Consider the following 21,672-nt stretch of genomic DNA (forward strand, 5'->3'; position numbering starts at 1 on the left):
ATTAATGGGTAAGTGCATCACGCACGAAGTCGAGTCGGTCCTGGCCCCAAAACACATGGTCGCCCACAAACATGGTGGGGGCGCCAAACACGCCGCGCTGCACGGCGGCATCGGTCGCGGCTTTCAGCGCGTCTTTGATTTCGGGTTCGCTGGCCATCGCCAGCAATTCTTTCGGGTCAAAGCCAGCGTGAGTCAACACGGCGGCAACGGCGGTGGGGTCGCTCAGGTCCGCCGAGTTTACCCAGATGGCCTGGAAGACCGCTGCACAGAAGTCGCCAAAACGGCCATCCCCGCGCTGAAGCAGGGCCACCGCGATGCGCATCAGGTTCACGGTGTTGAACGGGAAGTGGGGGTTGGCATGAAAAGGCACACCCAAGCGGCGCGCACAGCGCTTGAAATCCAGCATGACGTAGTCGCCCTTAAGGGGCACCGCCAGCGGGGCCTGGTTGCCCGTCCCCTGAAACACCCCCCCAACAACATGGGTTTGTAGACCAGTTGGGCGCCACCCGTGGCGCAAATCTGGGGCAGCTGCGTCCATGCCAGATAAGCCGCCGGGCTCACGAAGTCAAAGTAGAAGTCAACGGTCTTGCTCATGGGGATCACTCCTTGAAGTAAACAATTTGATGGCTCGTGGCCAGCAACACGCCGGCTTCGCTCCAGAGCTGCGACGACTGGTCAAAAAACCCGTTGCGAAAGGCCTGGGCTTGCGCTTGCCCCAGCAGAAACCCGGTGGCTGATTGTTGCAGTTGCGCGCCATCGGCGTGAAAGTACACCGTCAGTGACACCGTGCCCGCTGGCACCGGCAAAGCCCGGCGCAGGTAGACGCGGGGGAAAAAGACATCGGCCATGGCAGCGAGCGAGCAAAAATCCAGCGCACGGGGCGGCTCGTCGCGCACCCACACCTGTGACAGGCTGGCGTCGCCCTGCCCATCCCAATCGGTGGGCACCATGCCCTGTGCAAAGCGCAAGTCATAGCGGTTGATCCACTCCAGCGCCGCAAGCGTCATTCCGGAGGCCAACGTTTCTGGCCGGGGTACCGACGGCGCGGTGGCCTCGTCATGGCTCCAGGTGGTGCGGCGGGCAGCCGTCACCGCCGTGGCGGTCAGCATGACATCCTCATCGCCGGCCGCGGTGGTTTGCAGCAACTCCACCAGCCAGTGCTGGGTGGACCGGTTGGTGCGCCGGGGTGTGGCGGTGACTGTGAATGCGCCGGCCGCAATCGGGCCCGCGTAATTGACCGTGAGAGAAATGGGTTCACCCAGCAGGTCCGGGTGCTGCAACACCGCATTCAAGGCGGTGGCGGCCGTCGCACCACCAAACGGGCCCACCATGTTCCAGTAGCCCGCAGACGTGTGACCGGTGTAGACACCGATTGAGGATGGAGTCAGGCGCACGGCCTGATCAAAAGCGTGATGTGTCATGCACTCAGTGTCCATCAATTGGTGGCGATTCTTAGTCGTGCGGGTGACGCCGATTGGACCTGGCGCGGGCGTAGCTACGGCGCCCGGTCGTTCGTGAGCAATGCCGGTTAAACGCGCTCGAAAATACCGGCAGCTCCCTGCCCCATGCCCACACACATGGACACCATGGCGTACTTGAGCTTGTTGCGCTGCAAAGCATGGATGGCCGTAGCCGACCGAATGGCACCGGTGGCGCCCAGCGGGTGGCCCAGCGCAATGGCGCCGCCCATGGGGTTCACTTTGGCAGGGTCCAGACCCAGCGTATTGATCACAGCCAAAGACTGGGCTGCAAAGGCTTCATTCAACTCAATCCAGTCCATATCGTCCTGCTTGAGGCCGGCGTAGCGCAGGGCAGCGGGAATGGCCTCAATCGGGCCAATGCCCATGATGTGCGGAGGCACACCTTTGGATGCGAACGACACAAAGCGTGCCAATGGTGTCAGGCCATATTGCTTGAGCGCTTTCTCGCTGACCAGAATCAAGGCGCCTGCGCCGTCTGAAGTCTGCGAGCTGTTGCCAGCTGTGACAGAGCCGCGCGCCGAAAACACAGTACGCAACTTGGCCAGTCCCTCCATGGAGGTGTCAGCGCGTGCGCCTTCATCCATGCTGACGGTGCGTTGGGTCTCAATGACTTCACCCGTCAACAAATCAGGCGCGCGGTCCACCACATTCACCGGGGTGATCTCGGCGGCGAAGTGACCGGCCGCTTGGGCGGCCAGGGCGCGACGGTGAGACTCCACGGCAAAGGCGTCTTGCGCTTCGCGGCTGACTTTCCACTGCGTGGCCACTTTCTCGGCGGTCAGGCCCATGCCGTAGGCAATGCCAATGTTTTCGTCGTTGTTGAACATGGTCGGTGACAAGGAAGGCGAGTTGCCCATCATGGGCACCATGCTCATGCTCTCCACACCGGCTGCAATCATCACATCGGCTTCGCCGACCCGAATACGGTCGGCCGCCATCTGCACAGCAGACAAGCCCGAGGCACAAAAGCGGTTCACGGTGATGCCACCTACGCCGGTAGGCAAGCCGGCCAGCACGGCTCCAATGCGTGCAATGTTCAAGCCCTGCTGGGCCTCGGGAATGGCGCAACCGCAGATCAGGTCTTCAATCGACTGAGGGTCCAGATTTGGGACTTGGGCCAACGCTGCCTGCAGGGCTGTGACCAACAAGTCGTCGGGACGGGTGTTGCGGAAGAAGCCGCGGTGCGAACGCCCAATGGGCGTGCGTGTGGCGGCGACGATGTAAGCGTCTTGAACTTGTTTCATGGGGACTCCTTCAATTTTTGGCGGGGACCGGACGGAATCCAGGCCCAGATAAATTCACATTCAATCGGGTGAGCGCCCGATTCATCGCTGACTTGCACGGCCACTATGACCTCGCCTTTGTCCGTGGACTGCATGAGTGCGCGCTGCTCGTCGGTGAGCGTGGCCACAGCGCGCATGGCGCCTTGGGTGCGTTTTTTGAACGCCACCTTGAGTTGCTTGGCCAGGGGCACACAGTCATCGCGCACATTCATGCCGACCACCATGCCAGTGGCAGTTTCGGCCAACAAGGTCATGGCCACGGCATGCACGCCCTGGATGTGGTTTTGCACGCGGCGCGTGTTGGCCACGGCCATCTCCACCCGCTGAGGCAACATCTCGACATACTGCATGCGGGCTGTGCCGGTGAACGGCACCGCACGGCGCAACACCCAGTTGCGCACCCAGCCCCGCGCAAAAGCGGGCACCCGCTCCAGCCCGGTCAAGGCGCGAACCAAGCGGTTGGGTCGTGCAGAAGCCAGCGATTGCGTCATGTCAGTTGCGCAGCGGTTTGCCGGTGGACATCATGCCCATGATGCGCTCCTGCGTTTTGGGGTGCGTGAGCAATGAGCAGAATGCCCGACGCTCCAGCGTCATGAGGTAGTCCTCGTCCACCAGGCTGCCCGCATCCACGTCACCGCCGCACACCACGCCCGCAATCAGGCTGGCAATGTGAAAGTCATGGGCGCTAATAAAACCACCATCGCGCATATTGACCAGCGACCCCTTGATGGTGGCCGCACCACTGCGCCCAGCCACCGCAAACTTGCGCTTGTGGGGCGCACGGTAGCCGCCGTTAAACATGCTCTTGGCCTCGTTGATGGCGACAAACAGAAGCTCGTCCTTATGCGGCACGATCACATCGCTGTGCAATACAAAACCCAACTTGCGCGATTCCAGCGCGCTGGTGCCGACCTTGGCCATGGCCGCCGCCGTGAAGCCTTCGGTGAGGAAGGGCAGCAAGTCTTTGCCTGTGGAGGTTTCCGCATTTTCAGCGGCACGGCGGGCAATGTAGGTCAAGCCGCCCGCGCCGGGCACCAGGCCCACGCCGACTTCGACCAAGCCCATATAGCTTTCCATGGCCACCACGCGACGTGACGAATACACCGCCAGTTCGCAACCACCACCCAGCGCCAAGCCGCGCACGGCAGAGACCACGGGCACATTGGCGTAACGCAGCTTGAGCATGCACTGCTGCATCTCAGCTTCTGCGCCATCAATGGCGCTCACACCGGCCATCATGAACGCAGGCAACATGGCTTGTAAATCAGCACCGGCAGAGAACATGTCGTCGGGCGACCAGATCACCATGCCCTGGTAGTCGGCCTCTGCCATTTCAAGCCCTTGCAACAGGCCTTCGACCACACCGGGTCCGATAGCGTGCATCTTGGTCTTGATGCTGGCAATCAGCACCTCGTCATCGAGCGTCCACAGGCGGATGGCTTCGTCTTCGTGCAAGGTCTTGCCCGTTTCCTCTGCCTTGGGGGCATTGGCACCCAAAACGCTTTCGGGGAAGTGCTGACGGGCGTATACCGGCAAATCGCGCGGCTGCACAAATTCGCCCGTAGTCGGGTTCCAGCTGCCTTGCGGCGTGTGCACACCCCCGGCATCTGCCACCGGGCCCTTGAACACCCACTCCGGCAAAGGCGCGTTGCAAAGTGCTTTGCCAGCGTCAATGTCTTCCTTGACCATATTGGCCACGGTCAACCAACCGGCTTCTTGCCACAACTCAAACGGACCTTGCTTCAAGCCAAAGCCCCAGCGCATACAAAAGTCGACGTCACGGGCGTTGTCGGCAATTGATGCCAGATGCACGGCGGCATAGTGAAAGCTGTTACGCAAAATAGCCCACAGGAACTGACCCTGCGCGCCTTCGCTGTTGCGCAGCAGTTGCAGACGCTCAGCCGCTGGCTTTTTCAGCATGCGCCCGTACACCTCGTCGGCTTTTTGACCGGCGGGCACGTAGTCTTTGGTGGCCAGGTCAAAGCGCAAAATATCGCGCCCCACTTTTTTAAAGAAACCGCCTTTGGTCTTTTGGCCCAGCTTGCCCATTTCCAACAGCGTCTTCAACACTTCGGGGGTCGCAAAGCTGGCATAGAACGGATCGGTCTCAATGCTCAAGGTGTCCTGCAGCGTCTTGATGACATGACCCATCGTGTCCAGGCCCACCACGTCCGCCGTGCGGAAGGTGCCGGAACTGGCGCGGCCCAGCTTCTTGCCAGTCAGGTCGTCCACCACGTCATAAGTCAGGCCAAAGTTTTCCACCTCTTTCATGGTGGCCAACATGCCGGCGATGCCAACGCGGTTGGCGATGAAGTTCGGCGAGTCTTTGGCCCGAACCACGCCTTTGCCCAGCGTGCTGGTCACAAAGGCTTCCAGGTCGTCCAGAATTTTGGGCTCGGTGGTGGGGGTGTTGATCAGCTCCACCAGCATCATGTAGCGGGGTGGGTTGAAGAAATGGATGCCGCAAAAGCTGGGCTTGATGGCTTCTGGCAGGGCTTCGCTCAGCTTGGTGATCGACAAGCCCGAGGTATTGCTGGCAATGATGGCGCGGGGAGCCAGGAAAGGTGCAATCTTTTTGTAAAGGTCGAGCTTCCAGTCCATGCGCTCGGCAATCGCTTCGATGACCAGATCGCAGTCCTTGAGCAACTCCAGATGCTCTTCGTAGTTGGCTTGCTGAATTAGCACCGCATCTCCCACGTCTGCCAAGGGCGCAGGCTTGAGCTTCTTCAGACCCTCCACGGCCTTGGTCACGATGCCATTCTTGGGACCTTCCTTGGCGGCGAGGTCAAACAAAATGACGGGTACTTTGACATTGGCGAGGTGCGCAGCAATTTGCGCCCCCATCACGCCGGCACCCAGCACGGCGACTTTCTTGACTGTAAAACGGGACATATCGGTTCCTGTAAATGAGTTACTGCACGCGAATCCAGGTCTGGTTTCGGTAGAGGAAGGCGATGTAGCCGCGCACTTCCAGTTTTTTTCCACCCTCCAGCGGGGTCAGGCGCAAGGTATATTCCTTGCCGTTTTCGGGGTCCAAAATCTTGCCCCCTTCCCACTGGGTGCTGCCTTCGGTCTTTTTGGCGCCGCGGATGATCTCCATCCCCAGCTTGGGTTTTCCTTTGCGTTCGTCCGCGCACAGATCGCAATTGGGCTCAGCACTGGGTGCCAGGGCTTTCTCGACCATGCCGGACAAGACACCATTGGCATCAGCGGAGATTCGAATTTCTGCTTTGGGCTGCTCGGTTTTGTCGTCAATGCTGCGCCAAACGCCAACCGGCGTCATTTGCGCCATGGCGGGGGCAGAGAGTGCTATCAAAACAGAAGCAATTATTGCTTTATACATAAGAACCTCCGGACAAAAAAACAATATACCCAGTCAAACTGGCGGGGGTAGGCATCAAGCCAAGGCGGCGTCAGTGTCCATCAAGACCTTGCTGCCGGTGCGAGCGGTACGCATCAGCGTGGCGGTCTCGGGGAACAGCTTGGCAAAATAGAAACGCGCGGTTTGCAACTTGGCCACATAAAACGGATCGGTATTGCCAGCGGCAATTTCGCGCAGGGCCACTTGCGCCATACGGGCCCAGAGGTAGCCAAACACCAGGTGGCCGGCCACGCGCAGGTAGTCGACGGCAGCGGCGCCCACTTCATCCGGGTTTTGAAAGCCCTTGAAGCCAATTTCGGTGGTGAACTTGGTCATTTGATCTCCCAGAATGGCAATGGGGGTGATGAATTCAGCCATCTTCTCGTTGACACCTTCTTCGGCCACCAGCGCACCCACCAGCTTGCCAAACTTCTTGAGTGTGGCGCCGTTGTTGCCCAAAATCTTGCGGCCCAGCAAGTCCAGCGACTGGATGGTGTTGGTGCCTTCGTAAATCATGTTGATGCGGTTGTCCCGCACAAACTGCTCCATGCCCCATTCCTTGATGAACCCGTGGCCGCCAAAGACTTGCATACAAGCATTGGTCGAGATATGGCCGTTGTCGGTGATGAAGGCCTTGACGATAGGCGTCAGCATGGCCAGCAACTCACCGGACTCGGCCCGAACCTTTTCGTCAGGGTGGCCGTGCTCTTTCTCCAACAGCATGGAGCTGTAGCACAGAAGGGCCCGGCCGCCTTCGGCGTAGGCCTTGGCGGTCAGCAACATTTTGCGCACATCAGGGTGAACAATGATTGGGTCGGCGGCCTGGTCCTTCGACTTGGTGCCCGACAGCGAACGCATCTGGATGCGGTCTTTGGCATAAGCCAACGCATTCTGGAAAGCGACTTCGGTCAAACCGAGTGATTGGTTGCCCACGCCCAGACGAGCGGCATTCATCATCACGAACATGCCCTGCATGCCTTTGTTGGCCTGCCCCACCAGTGTTCCTACGGCGCCATCCAACACAATTTGTGCGGTGGCGTTGCCGTTGATGCCCATCTTGTGCTCAAGACCACCGCAGTAGATGCCATTGCGGGTGCCCAGGCTGCCATCAGGCTTAACGTTGAACTTGGGCACGATGAACAAACTCACGCCCTTGATGCCGGCGGGGGCATCGGGCAATCGGGCCAACACCAGGTGAATGATGTTGGCAGCCAAATCATGCTCACCAGCGCTGATGAAAATCTTGTTGCCGGTGATCTTGTAGGTGCCGTCGCCCAAAGGCTCGGCCTTGGTGCGCATCAGGCCCAGATCGGTGCCGCAATGTGGCTCGGTCAGGCACATGGAGCCGGTCCACTCGCCGCTGGTCATTTTGTGCAGATAGGTCTGCTTTTGCTCGTCCGTGCCATGGGTATGCAGGGCCGCATAAGCACCGTGTGTGAGGCCGGGGTACATGGTCCACGCCTGGTTGGCGCTGTTCAACATCTCATAAAAACATTGATTCACAACCAGCGGCAGACCCTGCCCGCCATAGGCCGGATCGCAGGCCAGCGCGGCCCAACCCCCTTCGACATATTTGGCATAGGCTTCCTTGAAGCCCGCAGGCGTGGTCACCTCATGGGTTTCCTTGTTCAGCGTGCAACCTTGCGCGTCGCCGCTGATGTTCAGCGGAAAGGCCACTTCGGCCGCAAACTTGCCGCCCTCTTCCAACACCGCGTTAATGGTGTCGGCATCCATATCGGCATGGGCCGGAATGGTTTTAAGCTCAGCGGTGACGTTGAGCAATTCGTGCATCACAAATTGCATGTCGCGCAGGGGGGGGGTGTAAGTAGGCATGCGAATTACTCCTTGGTATGAGATGGGGACGATGGGATGGGCGACGACGGTGCCGGGGCCGGCTTGCCGTAGCGCGCAAGAATGTTCTTGAACCCGGTTTCGGCGCGTCCGGTCGCGCCCGGGTTTTTCAAAAATCGGGCCTCGTAATGGGCTGCGAGAATCAAGCCGTGAATTTCAAACGCCATTTGCTCTTCGTCGGCGTCGGCGTTCAGGTGGCCTTCGGCTTTGGCTTGCACGACCGCCCGGTACATGGCGCTCAGCCAGGTTTTGACGGAGCTGGCCAAGGCGTCGCGAACGGGGCCGGGACGGTCATCAAACTCCACAGCGCCGCTGATGAAAATGCAGCCAGACTGAATCTCAACGGCCACACGCGTCATCCAATTGGAGAACAGCGCGTGCACACGCGGCAAACCACGGGGTTGATCCATGGCGGGGAAAAAAACTTCGTCAGCAAAACGGGCGTAGTACTCGCGAATTACCGAGATCTGCAACTCTTCGCGTGACCCAAAATGGGCAAAGACACCGGACTTGCTCATCTGGGTGACTTCAGCCAAAGCGCCAATACTCAAACCTTCCAGCCCAATTTGACCCGCCAAGCCCAAGGCAGCATCCACAATGGCCTGCTTGGTTTGCTGCCCTTTTTGCAGGGCGCGAGCCCCACCGGTAGCCGGGCGGCTGCCGGTGCGGGCAGTGGAGCGAGAAGAATCAATAGTAGACATGGTAAATAAAAGAACGATCGTTCTATTTTGCACCATGTCGGCCAAACATGTCTTGAATTTGGCCTATCTAGGGTCGTCCTTCTAAGAGAAACAAGGGTTTGTACTTAGATATCAGCGTTTAAAAGGCACCACGCTTTGACGCTGCTCACCCAGCCCGTCAATCCCCAAGGCCATGAAATCGCCCTTTTTCAGGTACATCGGTGGCGTCATGCCCAAGCCCACGCCGGGGGGGGTGCCAGTAGTGATCACATCGCCAGGCATGAGCGTCATGAATTGGCTGAGATAGCTCACGATCTTCGCCACCCCAAAAATCATGGTTTTGGTGTTGCCCGTCTGGCGACGCTGGCCATTGAGGTCCAGCCACGCATTCAATTTCTGCGGATTGGCGATGTCGTCACGCGTCACCAACCAAGGCCCGATGGGGCCAAAGGTGTCGCAGCCTTTTCCCTTGTCCCATTGCGGACCACGCTCCAACTGGTACTCGCGCTCGCTGATGTCGTTGACCAGGCAATAACCCGCCACGTGGAACAGGGCTTCTTTTTGGGTCACATAGCGCGCACGCGTACCGATCACCACGCCCAACTCGACTTCCCAGTCGGTTTTTTGCGAACCCTTGGGCAGCATCACCGGGTCGTTCGGCCCTTGAATACATGAAATGGCCTTCATGAAAACGATCGGCTCTTTAGGAATAGGCGAACCGGTTTCAGCCGCATGGTCAGAGTAGTTCAGACCAATGGCAATGAATTTTCCAATGCCTGCCACCGGGCAGCCCATGCGCGGCGTGCCTTTGACACGGGGCAAGGTTGCCGGATCTAGCTTGCGAAGTTTGGCTAACCCCGTGTCACTCAAAACCTCAGCGTTGATGTCAGGCACGATGGCGCTGAGATCACGCAACACACCGGCATCGTCCAGCAAACCCGGTTTTTCTTTGCCCACAGGGCCATAGCGCAGCAATTTCATGATTTATATCAGGAGCTCCAGGCTCTCATCAAGGAATTCGGAAGGCAGTCGCTTGAAGCCGGAGCGTGTAAAGCGCTGCAGCCGCCCCGTCAGAAACGCCATCGATATGGACGCCCTAACGTTCGCGTCGACCGTGGGAGTGGGTGAGCCACTTTGGGTGGCAGCAGGACGAAACAACTGCTTGAGGGTGGACTCCAGCTTGTCAAAAAACTGATTCATACGTTGCTGCAAGCGCTCGTTTTCAAACACCAGGGCATCCCCCACCATCACGCGGGTCATGCCTGGGTTTTTCTCGGCGAATTGAATCACCATTCGCACAATCTGGCTCGCTTGGCGAACACCCGAATCAACGGGGCCGTCGTGCGCACGTGCATCGGTCTCCCGTTGAGCAATTTGATTGACGAGGGTGAACACACTTTGCTCGATGAAGTCGATCAGCCCCTCAAACATTTGGGCTTTGCTGGCAAAGTGGCGGTAAAGCGCTGCCTCGCTAACCTCCAGCCGAGCCGCCAAGGAAGCTGTCGTGATGCGCTCAGCGCCGGGCTGCTCCAGCATGGTTGCCAGGGCCTGCAGAATCTGAGTCCGCCGCTCACCCGGCTTGGGGCGCTTGCGCGTGACGGGCAAGGTCAAAGACTCAGACTCGGCAGGGTCAAGCGGAGCAGCAATGGGGGCGGTTAATTCAACGTCGGGCATGAGCAAGAAGCGGTGGTGAGAATTGATTCTCTCATAGCGAATCCAAGGGTTTTCGCGGGGGTCAACGCGGAAAAACAAGGGTAATCCGCGCCCCTGCACCGCCCGCCCCCTCGCTCACGATCAGTTGACCATGGTGCGCGCGGGCAATTTCGTCCGCAATGGCCAAGCCGAGTCCGTTGCCTTCGCTCAATGTGCCCTGCACCCGGTAAAAGCGCTCTAGCACATGGCTGCGTTCCTCTATGGGAATACCCGGGCCATCATCTTCAACTTCCAGCAAGGCGCCGCCCATGTCGCCCGACCGGTGGCAACGGATGGTGACAGCACCACCCGCTGGGGTGTATTTCAAGGCGTTGTCAACGAGGTTGCTCAGCAGTTCGCGCAAGAGCCACTCTTGACCAGACACGTAGACGGCGCTTGCATCCAGACCCAGATCAATGGACTTCGCGCTCGCAGCATCCAGGTGGACTTCCAGCATGGTTTCGCACAAGGCCTTGAGATCCACGCGCTCCAAGGGCTGGGCGCTCAAGCTGCGCGCATCGGCCCGCGACAAAGCCAGCAGCTGATTCGCCAGTTGCGAAGTGCGACGGGCAGCATCTCGCAAATGGTTAAGTTGATCCGCTCTCAAATAAATAGCATTTTCCGATGCATGGACGGGGGGAAGACCCTGATTTGGCTCATACTTTTCTCGCCAGGCCATCGCTGCGGCAGGAATGTTGACAGCCTGTGCCCAGGCTTCAATCTGGGACTGCAAACCCGCCAAAGGGGTGCGCAGCTGATGCGCCGCATCGGCCACAAAGCGACGCTGACTTTCGGCCTGCGCCGTCACCAATTCAAACAGCCGGTTGAGGGAGCGAACCAGCGGACGCACTTCTTCCGGGGAGGCCTGCTCGTCCATGGGACTCAAATCGCGCGGAGACCGGTGCTCAACTGCGTCCCGCAGGTCCATCAACGGGCGCAATGCACGCTTGACTGCGAAATTCACGGCGAAAACGGCCAGCACCATCATCACCAGGTTGGGCAAGAGCACCTTCACCAAGACAAGCTGTACCCATTGCTGTCGAGGATCAGAACCGTCGGCCAGACTGACCACGAGCTCGCCCGCCGAGGTTTGAACGCGTTGGTACACGATACGAAAGGTCACCCCCCCGTTTTCCCAGCTTCGAAACAACGGTTCTGTCTCTTCTGGTGTACTGATGGACAACCAAGGCTCGCCCAACAGCACCTTGCCACCCAAGGTCGCCACCGCGAATGCAGAAGGCCCGTCTTGTGACTTTAAAAACTCCTCAACTGAGGGGGCGGTGAGCATGACAGGGGGATCGTCCGGCGAGTTACCGGTGGCCAGCACGGAATCAGCAACCAGCGGGAGTAACTCAAGTAACTGCTCATCCTGCTTCAGGGCGACATTTCTGGCTGATCGGTAGTCAAACCACGTACTCACGATGGCCAATATGCACAGCGGCACCAGCAGCAGTAGCAACAACCGGCGTTGCAAACCGCTGAACAGATGGGCCCACTGCATCCGTGCAAGGGCCTAGTCGCCCAGCTCCGTCGCCATCTCCAGGCGATATCCAAAGCCGCGAATGGAGCGCAATGCGATGCCGTGAGGCTCAAGCTTGCCTCTCAGTCGCGAGATATAGACCTCAACAGCGTTGGGTGTGATTTCCTTGTCCCACCCCGTCAAGGCCTGCAGCAGCTTGTCTTTATTCGCCGGCTTGGGGGCGTTAATCAACAAATACTCCATCACCGTCCACTCGCGCGGGCCCAGCTCAAGAATCAATCCCTCAGGCTGAATACAAGCCACCCTGGTGGAGGTGTCCATTTCCAGCGGACCGAAGCTCAGCACCGATGAGGTAGCTGCCTGGGAGCGACGCAGCAAAGCCCGCAATCTCGCCAACAACTCCGGCAACTCAAAGGGCTTGATCATGTAGTCATCTGCCCCAATATCGAGGCCCTGCACGCAGTCATGCAGTGCATCTCGTGCGGTCAGAATCATGACCGGCATGGTGTGCCCGTTCTTTCGCAGTTGCTGCGTCAGCGCCAGGCCATTCATGCCCGGCAATCCCAAATCCAGTATCGCGATATCAAACGACTCACTCGCCGTCACCTCAAGAGCCCGCTCCGCATTGCTAAGCCAGTCAACGGCGTAGCCCGCGTCAGTGAGGCCCAGCTTGATGCCGCTGGCCACCATGAGGTCATCTTCAACCAGAAGGAGTCGCATGGCGTCAGTGCGAACGAATCATGGTGCCAAAAGCTTGATCCGTCAGAATCTCAAGCAACAAGGCATGTGGCACCCGACCGTCAATGATGTGCACCGCGTTCACGCCACTTTTGGCGGCATCCAATGCACCACTGATCTTGGGCAACATGCCGCCGCTGATCGTGCCGTCTGCAAACAACTCGTCAATCTGGCGCGCTGTCAAATCTACCAGCAGTTCGCCCGACTTATCCAACACCCCCTTGATATTCGTCAGCATCATCAGCTTCTCAGCCTGCAAGACGGTGGCCAGCTTGGCCGCCACCACATCGGCATTGATGTTGTAACTCTCATTGTTTTCGCCAAAGCCAATCGGGCTGATGACCGGAATAAATGCATCGTCCTGCAAGGCTTTCACGACGCTGGGGTCAATGCTGACGATTTCGCCGACCTGACCTACATCGTGCTCCTTGGAGGGGTCCAGGCTGTCAATCAATCGCAACTTCCGAGCCCGAATCATGGCCCCATCGCGCCCCGTCAAACCCACGGCCTTGCCGCCTGCCTGATTGATCAAACCCACAATGTCTTGCTGCACTTCACCAGCCAGAACCCACTCCACGACCTCCATGGTTTCAGCATCAGTCACCCGCATGCCCTGCACAAATTCACCTTGTTTGCCCAATCGCTTCAGCGCCATTTCAATTTGAGGCCCACCGCCATGCACTACCACAGGATTGATACCAACCAACTTGAGTAGCACCACGTCTTCGGCAAAATCGGCCTGCAAAGCAGGATCGGTCATGGCGTTACCGCCGTATTTAATTACCATGGTTTTCCCATGGAATTTGCGAATGTAAGGAAGCGCTTGGGACAGGATTTCGGCCTTATCTCGGGGCGGGATGTAACTGATGTCGGTCATGTTTATTCGCAGGGGCAGCTAATGGAAGCGTAAATTGTGCCGCATGTCAGGCCCTCGTGGGGCGGGAAATCCCGCCCCACGAGGGCCACGGTAGAAACCGCCTGGCACATAAAGACTCCTTTTCATTTCGTAGCAGCGGACTTTTTTACCTACTGCGAATTAAATAGATCTAACTAAATGTTTCGACAAAGCCCCGTCAAAAAATAATAAATTCATTCACCAATCATCTCGACTTTATAATCCGTCAAATTAAAAAAATTCTTTTAATAGAAAACTCGATCAGGGAGTGTTCTTAAAATAACGGTGTCTACCATGAATAGTTTGATAGAAATTCAAAACCAGATTGACCTGCTGCAAAAACAGGCCAATGAAATCCGCGCACAAGAGTTTGATAAAACTGTGCAAGACATTCTGACCAAAATGACAGCTTTTGGCATCACGCTCAAAGATCTGGAAGCCATTAAAGGTCGCGGTCGCAAAGCGTCGACCTCCAGCAAGCCCGCAGTCGCCAAGTTTCGCGGCCCAAATGGTGAAACATGGAGCGGTCGTGGCTTGATGCCTCGCTGGTTATCTGCACTGGTTGCACAAGGTAGAACCCGCGAAGAGTTCGCCATCAAGGACTAATTAAGTACTCATCACCGCAAGAGACGTCTTGCCAGTGATGTTTCAACAAAAAGGCCTTGGGGATTAAACCCCAGGGCCTTTTTAATTGCAATCCTATAGATGTGGATTAAAAATGGATTCCTCGCATCATCTGTTGCATGGCAATCGCCTCTGCAGATAACTGTTGTTTGGCCGGTTTGTCACCCGGCTTGCTACCTTTGGCGGCCGACGAGTCTGGAAACATGCGGAAGCTGGTATTCATCGCGATTTGAGCGACCCTTGGCAACATGGCATGCAAGACCTGTCCAGTAATGCCCAATCGGGTTGCCACACGCACGGGCTTAAAGATGCAGGCCTGGGCAATCATGTCAGCCGCCTCTTCTGGCGACAAAGTAGGCACGTTGTTGTACAGGCCGGTAGGCGCAATCATCGGAGTGCGCACCAATGGCATATTGATGGTGGTGAAGGAAATACCTTGATCAGCAAACTCACTGGAGGCACAACGCGTCCACGCATCCAAAGCGGCTTTAGAGGCAACATAGGCACTAAAACGCGGTGCATTAGTCAACACTCCAATGGAGCTGATGTTGACGACATGCCCCTTTTTCTTGGCCACCATGCCGGGCAAAAATCCCATGGTCACACGCAAACAACCGAAGTAATTGAGCTGCATGGTGCGCTCGTAGTCATGAAAGCGGTCATAGCTGGCCTCAATAGCGCGTCGGATTGATCGTCCCGCGTTGTTGATCAGGAAGTCAACGCCGCCGTGCTCATCTGCCAGCAGTTTCACAAAACGGTCGCAATCAACCATGTCAGCGATATCTGCCGAGTACGCCACGAAGCTATAGCCCTTGTCTTTGGCCTCCTTGCACGCTTCGTCCAGCTTGTCCTGATCCCGACCACAAATGATGGTGATCGCCCCGGCTTCTGCAAATTTATGCGCAGTTGCCAGACCAATGCCGGAGGAGCCCCCCGTGATCAGGACCACTTTACCGGCTACGGTGCCGCGCAGGGAGCGATCAATGTGAAGGTCCGGGTCAAGGTGACGCTCCCAGTAGTCCCACAGGCGCCACGCATAGTCCTTCAGGTTGGGGCACGCCACACCCGATCCTTTGAGCGCTGTCAAAGTGTCTCGGCAGTCAAAGCGGGTGGGGTAGTTGACAAAGGTTAGCATGTCCTCAGGCAGGCCCAAGTCCTTCATGATCGCATTGCGCACCCGGCGCACCGGCGCCAGCGCCATCAAACCTTTGGTGACGCTGCGGGGAATGAAGCCCAACAAGGCAGCGTTGACGAACAGGTTCATCTTCGGCGCGTGAGCGGCCTTGCTGAAAATATCCAACACGTCGCCCACACGATAACCCTCTGGGTCTACCAAGTGATAACAACGCTTGTCGATATTGGCCTGGTGGCTGATGAGCGCCAACGCATTGACCACAAAATCGACCGGCACAATATTGATGCGTCCCCCCTCCAGCCCCACCGAAGGCATCCACGGCGGCAACAACTGGCGCATACGTTGAATCAGCTTAAAGAAATAATAAGGCCCGTCCACCTTGTCCATTTCACCCGTGGTGCTGTCCCCAACCACCATGGCGGGGCGATACACCGACCAGGGAACCTTGCATTCCTTGCGCACGATTTTTTCGCTTTCGTGCTTGGTCATGAAATAAGGGTGGTCGATGTTCTCGGCCTCCTCAAACATATCCTCGCGGAATACACCTTCGTACAGCCCGGCCGCGGCAATCGAACTTACATGGTGAAAGTGACCGGCATCAATCGCTTTGGCTAACTCGACGGTGTTTCGCGTGCCCTCAATATTGACGGCAACCTGGCTGGCTTCATCCGCCTCCATGTCGTAAACCGCCGCCAAATGATAGAAATGATCAATTTGGCCTTTGAGTTTCTTTGCTGCCTCGCTGGAAACTCCGAGTTTCTTCGCTGTCAGGTCACCAAAGACAGGAATAACTCGCGCCGCACTGGCGCCCCAGAACTGACGCAGCCCGGCCACTTTGGATTCACTTTCTTTGCGAATCAAAAAATGAACCACGGACCCTTTGCGCTCCAGCAGCTTCTTGACCAATCTTTTCCCAATGAACCCAGTGGCTCCGGTGACAAAGTACTGCATGTATCCCCCAAAATATAGACCTTCATTCTTGCCGAAATGATGGCCGCATGTCGTCAGCATTAACCCGCGATGGTGCTGACAAACGCGCTCAAAAATTAGGAGGATTCACCTACACCTCTTCGGACAGAGGCTTTAAAGTGGGGTTTATCTGGCATGCTGCGCTCGTCAATGCAAGCGCAGATGGTGTGCAAACAAATTTTGAATGGAGGACCTGATGGTCAAAAAACTGGAAAAAAAAACAACTACCGCCAAGAAAACCAATGCCCCGTTGACCGGGTCGGTTAAAGACTCGGCGCAACAAATATGGCAAGCGGGTTTGGGCGCATTCAGCCGGGCTCAGGCAGAAGGCACCAAAGCATTTGACGTCTTGGTCAAAGAAGGCGTGAGCTTGCAACGCAAAACACAATCGGCCGCGGAAGAGCGAATTTCTGACGCCACCAACAAGATGACCAGCATGGCCAGTGGCATTACCAATAAAGCAACAGGCCAATGGGACAAGCTGGAAAGCATTTTTGAAGAGCGTGTCGCCAAAGCATTGAATAAGCTGGGCGTGCCCTCTTCCAAAGATGTCGCAGCGCTGATCGAACGCATTGAGGACTTGAACAAGAGCGTTCAAAAGCTGTCGCACAAGCCCGTAGCCAAGGTGGCGACGCCGACACCAGTTAAGGCACCCGCCAAGGCCGCAGCAAAAAAGCCGGTTAAAGCGGCCCCAAAAACCGCCGCCAAAGCGCCTGTCCGGGCGGCCGCTAAACCTGCTGCAAAGCGGGCTCCCGCCCGTAAGTCGGTAAAAGCAGTCGTGGCGCCAGCATCGGCATCAAACGAGCCTGCAGCAACCTGAGACCGACCACGGCCACGGCCCCTTACAGCCGCAGAGGCCGTGGTTTTGACAGCATCCAGGCGGCACGTGGTGTTGGGTTTTGCAACCTGACACCCCGGTATCGCCGCTCGATCCAATCGCTATTGCATCGCAGCAATGATTGGACTGATCCAGCCTACACTTTCCCCTCATGACTCACAACGCACCATCGTCACCCAAAATTGGCCTGGCCTTGTCAGGCGGAGGCCCCATGGGGGCTATTTATGAAATTGGGGCCTTGTGCGCGCTGGAAGAGTCTCTCAACGGCATTGACTTCACCAAATTGCAGCACTATGTCGGCGTGTCGGCCGGCGGCTTTATCGCAGCCGGACTTGCCAACGGGTTCACACCCCGGCAGCTGTGTGCCCTGTTCATTGAGAACGGCGCGGAGTCCGAGGACAGCTTTGACCCATCATGGTTGATGACCCCGGCTTATGGCGAATTTGCGCGGCGGGCCATCATGGTGCCGGGCCTGTTGCTATCGTCTTTATGGCACCTTGGCGCCAGGGGCCAATCGCTGACTCACGCGCTGGAACGCTTGGGCCCGATGCTGCCAACCGGCATTTTCTCGAACGCCCGAATTCACTCTGAATTGACCCGGCTGTTCTCAAAAAATGGCCGCACCAACGACTTTCGCAAACTCAAGACCCAACTCACTTTGGTTGCCACCAATCTGGACAGCGGCGAGGCGATTCCTTTTGGCCGCCCGGGCTGGGACCACATTCCTATATCGCAGGCGGTTCAAGCCAGCTCTGCACTTCCCGGCTTGTTCCCACCTGTAGAGATAGAGGACAGCTACTTTGTGGATGGCGCTCTGATCAAGACCATGCACGCCTCCGTCGCGCTGGACGACTGCGTGGACCTGATGCTGTGCCTGAACCCGCTGGTCCCCTTTGATGCGACAGCCCCCAAAGTGGCCAAAGTCATGCAACGTGGATTGCCTGCTGAGAAGCACCACATCCCGAGAATCGTTGACGGAGGCTTGCCAGCCGTTCTCAGCCAGACTTTTCGCTCCATGATCCATTCGCGAATGGTGCTTGGCATGAAGCAGTATGAGCATCTGTTTCCCAACACAGACATCATCCTGTTTGAACCCGACCAAAGAGACCCTGAGCTTTACCTGGCGAATACCTTCAGTTATTCGCGTCGCCGCGAGTTGGCTGAACACGCCTATCAACAAACCCGGCATATGTTGCGATCACGCAAGACCGGGCTTTCCGCCAAACTGTGGCAGCATGGCATTACCCTGCACCATCAGGCACTGGACGATCCCAAGCGGCACCTGAGTGCGCCGGCACAATCACCGACCCGGATCGGGCGGTCAATTGCCAGCCTGCAGGAAATCATGGACGACCTGAGCCACGTGGTCAGATCAGCAGCGCATTGAAAGGGAGAGACATGGTAAAAAAGGCACCGCGCAGGACAGCAGAGCGGATTCTGGAGGTCACGCTCGCACTGTTCAACCGGTTTGGCGAGCCCAATGTCTCCACCACCCTGATTTCGGCTGAACTAGGCATCAGCCCTGGCAACCTCTACTACCACTACCCGGCCAAGGACGAGCTCATCAACTCCTTGTTTGACCGGCATGAACAAGCATTGAACGAGTTGCTCAATGCAGGTGAAGACGTGCGCAATGTTGAGGACGCATGGTTCTTCATGCACACGCTGTTTGAAATCATCTGGCAGTCCCGCTTCCTGTACCGCGACCTGAATGACTTGCTTAGCAAAAACCGGCGCCTGGAAACTCACTTCCAGCTGATCCTGAAAAACAAGACCCGTGCAGTGAAGGCCATGCTGGGCGGCATGAGCCGGTCTGGCGCTATTCAGATTGACTCCCGTGAAATCGAATCCACCGCTACCAGCATGGTGGTGGTGCTGACCTACTGGCTCAGCTATGAATATGTGCGGGACCCTCGCCATGCATTGGAAGCAGAGAACGTCCAATTGGCCTTGCTGCGCGGCGCGCACCACGTGTTGAATCTCTTGGCGCCCTACCTGGAACAAAGTCAGCGCAGCCACCTGCTCCAGCTGGTTGAGGCCTACAACAGCGCCTCTTAGCGCTCTGCCGCCACGCTAACGCGAGGGGCACAAGTGGCGGAGCAAGGCTTGAAGCACCTCGCCCTGACCCATGAAAGAACCGCCGTTTTAAAACAATGGGTATAGACTGGGCTGACATCCCTTCATTGGGCACCACCTGCATGGTTTAAGGAGCCCGGCACATGACCCTCTCTCAGCCGTTACAAGGCCAACCCCTGAATCCTGCGCTCCATCTGCGCGTCGGCTTCGAAATGGAATATGAATGCCCCCGCCCGACGCCCATGTTGCTGGCGCTGAACATTCATTACTCACGCGCCTCCGACCTCGTGCAACCCGACCAGTTGCACACCACACCCAGCGTGCCCATGTCGGCCTACCGAGACCCCTTTGGCAATTGGTGCAGCCGCTTGGTCGCGCCCGCGGGGCGGTTCGTCATCAGCACCACTGCGCTACTCAGAGACCCAGGACTGGTGGACACGCCTGCGTTTGGCGTGCCCCAGACGCCGGTGGAATACCTTCCCGAATCGGCCCTGACCTTTTTGTTGGGCAGCCGCTATTGCGAAACCGACCACTTGTCAGACTTTGCGTGGGCGCAGTTTGGCAACGGGCCGACTGGCGGGGAACGTGTTCAAGCTGTTTGCGACTTCGTGAACCAGCACATTGAGTTTGGCTACCACCATGCACGTCGAACACGATCGGCCCTTGAGGCTTTCAACGAGCGGCAAGGCGTTTGTCGCGACTTTGCGCACCTTGGAATAGCCCTTTGCCGCAGCTTGAACATTCCGGCCCGGTATTGCACGGGCTATCTCGGTGACATTCGCATCCCGGCGGTGCCGGGCCCCATGGATTTTGCCGGCTGGTTCGAAGCCTACCTCGGCGATCGGTGGTACACCTTTGATCCGCGCAACAACACGCCCCGCATTGGCAGGGTCCTGATGGCTCGCGGCAGAGACGCTTGCGATGTGGCGCTCACCAACACCTTTGGCTCCAACACGCTTCAACGCTTCAACGTCTGGGCCGATGAGGTCAACCTGAGCCCGGAGCAGTTGAGATAGCGGGCTTGATCGCGCCGCCTTGGAAAGGTCGGGCGACCTCGGGGTACCCGCATCCCAACAGGTGTCACGTTTTCCCGTTCGCTAATCGATCATGGCGCGACTCCGCGCCGAATCTGTGGATAACTTTTCTGCCTGCTCCTGAAAAATGCACCTCAAAGCCCGATTTGATGCGGGCTGCACAAGGATTGGGCCTGAGACATATGGCCGAAACGAGACCCAAGACCGGCGCAATGACACTTGAATCCACGCTGCACAGTCGCGCCCGAACTCCCGCTTTGAAGGTATCCACATTTTTTGTGGACAACTCCACCATGATGAGCATCAATTTCTCATGAAACTGTTTATCCATGCGGGTTGCAACAGCTTTCCACCAAAATAAGCAACGCGAACCACTGCCGCGAAAAACCAATTTCGAGTGCCAACGGCTAACATGAACTGAGGCAAGAACTAGAGGGTTTACGCCAAAAATCTCATTGATTTGGTGTGCAATAGCACTAGGAAAAACCCTCCCCATCCGCAACTCCGGTGGATTTCACCTGCCGGACCATTCTGTGGATAACTTTGTGGAAATCATCAAGGAAAAGTCATGCCAAGCACCAATCATAGGCAGGGTTTCAGAGCTACGTCCTATCAAGATGGCAGTATCTGGGACGCCACCCAAGCAGCCGGAATGAACCGGTTCACTGTGTCGGCATAGTTGACACACTTTCACCCGGTCAATATGGGCAGGCGCCCCTCCCCCTCGCAAAGCCAGGGCCAGGGCCAGCAAGGGTTGGCCTGAACCACGCGAGCCATGGCGCGCGATTTGCTTGGTGTCCCGATTTGCGCCTCCTGACGCTCAAACTGAACGGAATCTACAGCAACCGGAGACCTGCCATGAAACCCTTAAGGGCGATTTTTTCACTTGTCGCGCTGCTTTGGGGCGCAACGGCTGCACAAGCCAACGTGCTAACCTACAACGCAGTGCTTAACGGGGCCAATGAATCACCCGCCAGCAGTTCAACGGGCGTCGGCACCGCCACTGTGACAATCGACACCGTCGCGCTGACGATGGAAATCCATCTTAACTTTTCGGGATTGAGTGGGTCAACCACGGCAGCACACATCCACTGCTGCACAGCCGTCGCAGACATCGGAACCGCAGGCGCTGCAACCGCCGTTCCCAGCTTGCTCGGCTTTCCTTTGGGTGTCGACGCCGGCGTCGGCGATCTCACTTTTGATATGGCTCTGCCCAGTTTCTACAACCCCTCGTTTGTTACCGCACAAGGCGGTGTGGCAAACGCCGGCCAAGCCATTTTCGCGGGGCTTTCCAATGGTACGAGTTACCTCAACATCCACACCAGCCGCTTCCCCGGTGGAGAGATCCGCGGCTTTCTTCAGCAATAAGTGCCAGAACCGGGCAGCCTAGCCCTGCAGGGGTTGGGACTGGTGGGCTTGGCCTTGTGCCGGCGCCTTGGCCATGCGAACCTTTTGGCCTAAGCCCCTTTTACGCCTCTGCCATTTTTGTGGATAACTTTACTGACTGCTCCTGAAGTTGATGGCGCCAGCGTGGC

Annotated in this window: 22 protein-coding genes; 7 read left to right on the top strand and 15 right to left on the bottom strand. The window is 57.4% G+C overall.

Features of this window, described 5'->3' with window-relative positions:
• Nucleotide 1 precedes the first annotated feature (1 nt).
• The 13 genes from J8G15_RS11625 to argB form a co-directional block, all read right to left on the bottom strand.
• A complete protein-coding gene (locus J8G15_RS11625; RefSeq protein ID WP_370627417.1) occupies nt 2–538 on the bottom strand; it encodes a 2-hydroxychromene-2-carboxylate isomerase in 537 nt (178 codons plus the stop codon).
• A 61-nt stretch (nt 539–599) separates the two neighbouring features.
• Nucleotides 600–1,421, bottom strand: coding sequence for an acyl-CoA thioesterase II (locus J8G15_RS11630; RefSeq protein ID WP_210542157.1), 822 nt, complete (start codon nt 1,419–1,421; stop codon nt 600–602).
• 107 nt (nt 1,422–1,528) lie between these two features.
• Nucleotides 1,529–2,725, bottom strand: coding sequence for an acetyl-CoA C-acyltransferase (locus tag J8G15_RS11635; RefSeq protein WP_210542159.1), 1,197 nt, complete (start codon nt 2,723–2,725; stop codon nt 1,529–1,531).
• Complete coding sequence (locus J8G15_RS11640; RefSeq protein ID WP_210542161.1) at nt 2,722–3,255, bottom strand: DUF4442 domain-containing protein; 534 nt, start codon at nt 3,253–3,255, stop codon at nt 2,722–2,724. The genes J8G15_RS11635 and J8G15_RS11640 overlap by 4 nt, the downstream gene beginning before the upstream one ends.
• Nucleotide 3,256: 1 nt before the next feature.
• Complete coding sequence (locus tag J8G15_RS11645; RefSeq protein ID WP_210542163.1) at nt 3,257–5,656, bottom strand: 3-hydroxyacyl-CoA dehydrogenase/enoyl-CoA hydratase family protein; 2,400 nt, start codon at nt 5,654–5,656, stop codon at nt 3,257–3,259.
• A gap of 19 nt (nt 5,657–5,675) precedes the next feature.
• Nucleotides 5,676–6,107, bottom strand: coding sequence for a DUF2147 domain-containing protein (locus J8G15_RS11650; protein WP_210542165.1), 432 nt, complete (start codon nt 6,105–6,107; stop codon nt 5,676–5,678).
• 54 nt (nt 6,108–6,161) lie between these two features.
• Nucleotides 6,162–7,958 (bottom strand): acyl-CoA dehydrogenase C-terminal domain-containing protein, encoded by a 1,797-nt coding sequence (locus J8G15_RS11655; RefSeq protein ID WP_210542167.1) that lies wholly within the window; start codon nt 7,956–7,958, stop codon nt 6,162–6,164.
• Between the two features lie 5 nt (nt 7,959–7,963).
• Nucleotides 7,964–8,677, bottom strand: a complete 714-nt coding sequence (locus J8G15_RS11660) for a TetR/AcrR family transcriptional regulator (RefSeq protein ID WP_210542169.1) — start codon at nt 8,675–8,677, stop codon at nt 7,964–7,966.
• A gap of 111 nt (nt 8,678–8,788) precedes the next feature.
• Nucleotides 8,789–9,637, bottom strand: a complete 849-nt coding sequence (locus tag J8G15_RS11665; protein ID WP_210542171.1) for a fumarylacetoacetate hydrolase family protein — start codon at nt 9,635–9,637, stop codon at nt 8,789–8,791.
• A gap of 3 nt (nt 9,638–9,640) precedes the next feature.
• Nucleotides 9,641–10,330 (bottom strand): nucleoid occlusion factor SlmA, encoded by a 690-nt coding sequence (slmA, locus tag J8G15_RS11670; RefSeq protein ID WP_210542172.1) that lies wholly within the window; start codon nt 10,328–10,330, stop codon nt 9,641–9,643.
• A gap of 61 nt (nt 10,331–10,391) precedes the next feature.
• Nucleotides 10,392–11,849 carry a sensor histidine kinase gene (locus J8G15_RS11675; protein WP_240538254.1) on the bottom strand — a complete coding sequence of 486 codons (1,458 nt, stop codon included), beginning with the start codon at nt 11,847–11,849 and terminating at the stop codon, nt 10,392–10,394.
• Nucleotides 11,850–11,861: 12 nt separating this feature from the next.
• Nucleotides 11,862–12,548: a response regulator transcription factor gene (locus J8G15_RS11680; protein ID WP_210542174.1), complete on the bottom strand. Its 687-nt coding sequence runs from the start codon at nt 12,546–12,548 to the stop codon at nt 11,862–11,864.
• 4 nt (nt 12,549–12,552) lie between these two features.
• The gene (gene argB / locus J8G15_RS11685; RefSeq protein ID WP_210542176.1) at nt 12,553–13,443 is read right to left on the bottom strand and encodes an acetylglutamate kinase; all 891 of its coding nucleotides are present in this window, start codon (nt 13,441–13,443) and stop codon (nt 12,553–12,555) included.
• Between the two features lie 312 nt (nt 13,444–13,755).
• Between argB and J8G15_RS11690 the strand changes: the two genes are divergently transcribed.
• Nucleotides 13,756–14,067 carry an H-NS family nucleoid-associated regulatory protein gene (locus tag J8G15_RS11690; RefSeq protein ID WP_210542177.1) on the top strand — a complete coding sequence of 104 codons (312 nt, stop codon included), beginning with the start codon at nt 13,756–13,758 and terminating at the stop codon, nt 14,065–14,067.
• 106 nt (nt 14,068–14,173) lie between these two features.
• Here the strand turns inward: J8G15_RS11690 and J8G15_RS11695 are convergent, their stop codons facing one another.
• Nucleotides 14,174–16,171 carry an SDR family oxidoreductase gene (locus J8G15_RS11695; RefSeq protein WP_210542180.1) on the bottom strand — a complete coding sequence of 666 codons (1,998 nt, stop codon included), beginning with the start codon at nt 16,169–16,171 and terminating at the stop codon, nt 14,174–14,176.
• A gap of 214 nt (nt 16,172–16,385) precedes the next feature.
• On the opposite strand from J8G15_RS11695, the gene J8G15_RS11700 reads away from it, so the two are divergent.
• From J8G15_RS11700 to J8G15_RS11715, 4 genes are all read left to right on the top strand, one after another.
• Nucleotides 16,386–17,009: a phasin family protein gene (locus tag J8G15_RS11700; RefSeq protein WP_210542181.1), complete on the top strand. Its 624-nt coding sequence runs from the start codon at nt 16,386–16,388 to the stop codon at nt 17,007–17,009.
• Between the two features lie 169 nt (nt 17,010–17,178).
• Nucleotides 17,179–18,414, top strand: a complete 1,236-nt coding sequence (locus J8G15_RS11705; RefSeq protein WP_210542183.1) for a patatin-like phospholipase family protein — start codon at nt 17,179–17,181, stop codon at nt 18,412–18,414.
• Nucleotides 18,415–18,425: 11 nt separating this feature from the next.
• Entirely contained in the window at nt 18,426–19,085 is a 660-nt protein-coding gene (locus tag J8G15_RS11710) for a TetR/AcrR family transcriptional regulator (protein WP_210542185.1), read from the top strand.
• Between the two features lie 161 nt (nt 19,086–19,246).
• Nucleotides 19,247–20,119 carry a transglutaminase family protein gene (locus J8G15_RS11715; protein WP_210542187.1) on the top strand — a complete coding sequence of 291 codons (873 nt, stop codon included), beginning with the start codon at nt 19,247–19,249 and terminating at the stop codon, nt 20,117–20,119.
• A 64-nt stretch (nt 20,120–20,183) separates the two neighbouring features.
• On the opposite strand, the gene J8G15_RS11720 is transcribed toward J8G15_RS11715, so the two are convergent.
• Complete coding sequence (locus J8G15_RS11720; protein WP_210542188.1) at nt 20,184–20,468, bottom strand: hypothetical protein; 285 nt, start codon at nt 20,466–20,468, stop codon at nt 20,184–20,186.
• Between the two features lie 473 nt (nt 20,469–20,941).
• On the opposite strand from J8G15_RS11720, the gene J8G15_RS11725 reads away from it, so the two are divergent.
• Both J8G15_RS11725 and J8G15_RS22130 read left to right on the top strand, forming a co-directional pair.
• Nucleotides 20,942–21,505 (top strand): CHRD domain-containing protein, encoded by a 564-nt coding sequence (locus J8G15_RS11725; RefSeq protein ID WP_210542189.1) that lies wholly within the window; start codon nt 20,942–20,944, stop codon nt 21,503–21,505.
• A complete protein-coding gene (locus J8G15_RS22130) occupies nt 21,506–21,598 on the top strand; it encodes a PEP-CTERM sorting domain-containing protein (protein ID WP_210542190.1) in 93 nt (30 codons plus the stop codon).
• Nucleotides 21,599–21,672 lie beyond the last annotated feature (74 nt).

Source organism: Rhodoferax sp. PAMC 29310 (genome assembly GCF_017948265.1).
In the GTDB taxonomy this organism is placed as follows: Bacteria; Pseudomonadota; Gammaproteobacteria; order Burkholderiales; family Burkholderiaceae_C; genus Rhodoferax.

Bases quoted from the DNA above. Each gene is read 5' to 3' on its own strand.
- J8G15_RS11625 (WP_370627417.1), bottom strand. From the start codon at position 538: ATGGACGCAGCTGCCCCAGATTTGCGCCACGGGTGGCGCCCAACTGGT.
- J8G15_RS11630 (WP_210542157.1), bottom strand. From the start codon at position 1,421: ATGACACATCACGCTTTTGATCAGGCCGTGCGCCTGACTCCATCCTCA.
- J8G15_RS11635 (WP_210542159.1), bottom strand. From the start codon at position 2,725: ATGAAACAAGTTCAAGACGCTTACATCGTCGCCGCCACACGCACGCCC.
- J8G15_RS11640 (WP_210542161.1), bottom strand. From the start codon at position 3,255: ATGACGCAATCGCTGGCTTCTGCACGACCCAACCGCTTGGTTCGCGCC.
- J8G15_RS11645 (WP_210542163.1), bottom strand. From the start codon at position 5,656: ATGTCCCGTTTTACAGTCAAGAAAGTCGCCGTGCTGGGTGCCGGCGTG.
- J8G15_RS11650 (WP_210542165.1), bottom strand. From the start codon at position 6,107: ATGTATAAAGCAATAATTGCTTCTGTTTTGATAGCACTCTCTGCCCCC.
- J8G15_RS11655 (WP_210542167.1), bottom strand. From the start codon at position 7,958: ATGCCTACTTACACCCCCCCCCTGCGCGACATGCAATTTGTGATGCAC.
- J8G15_RS11660 (WP_210542169.1), bottom strand. From the start codon at position 8,677: ATGTCTACTATTGATTCTTCTCGCTCCACTGCCCGCACCGGCAGCCGC.
- J8G15_RS11665 (WP_210542171.1), bottom strand. From the start codon at position 9,637: ATGAAATTGCTGCGCTATGGCCCTGTGGGCAAAGAAAAACCGGGTTTG.
- slmA (WP_210542172.1), bottom strand. From the start codon at position 10,330: ATGCCCGACGTTGAATTAACCGCCCCCATTGCTGCTCCGCTTGACCCT.
- J8G15_RS11675 (WP_240538254.1), bottom strand. From the start codon at position 11,849: ATGCAGTGGGCCCATCTGTTCAGCGGTTTGCAACGCCGGTTGTTGCTA.
- J8G15_RS11680 (WP_210542174.1), bottom strand. From the start codon at position 12,548: ATGCGACTCCTTCTGGTTGAAGATGACCTCATGGTGGCCAGCGGCATC.
- argB (WP_210542176.1), bottom strand. From the start codon at position 13,443: ATGACCGACATCAGTTACATCCCGCCCCGAGATAAGGCCGAAATCCTG.
- J8G15_RS11690 (WP_210542177.1), top strand. From the start codon at position 13,756: ATGAATAGTTTGATAGAAATTCAAAACCAGATTGACCTGCTGCAAAAA.
- J8G15_RS11695 (WP_210542180.1), bottom strand. From the start codon at position 16,171: ATGCAGTACTTTGTCACCGGAGCCACTGGGTTCATTGGGAAAAGATTG.
- J8G15_RS11700 (WP_210542181.1), top strand. From the start codon at position 16,386: ATGGTCAAAAAACTGGAAAAAAAAACAACTACCGCCAAGAAAACCAAT.
- J8G15_RS11705 (WP_210542183.1), top strand. From the start codon at position 17,179: ATGACTCACAACGCACCATCGTCACCCAAAATTGGCCTGGCCTTGTCA.
- J8G15_RS11710 (WP_210542185.1), top strand. From the start codon at position 18,426: ATGGTAAAAAAGGCACCGCGCAGGACAGCAGAGCGGATTCTGGAGGTC.
- J8G15_RS11715 (WP_210542187.1), top strand. From the start codon at position 19,247: ATGACCCTCTCTCAGCCGTTACAAGGCCAACCCCTGAATCCTGCGCTC.
- J8G15_RS11720 (WP_210542188.1), bottom strand. From the start codon at position 20,468: ATGGATAAACAGTTTCATGAGAAATTGATGCTCATCATGGTGGAGTTG.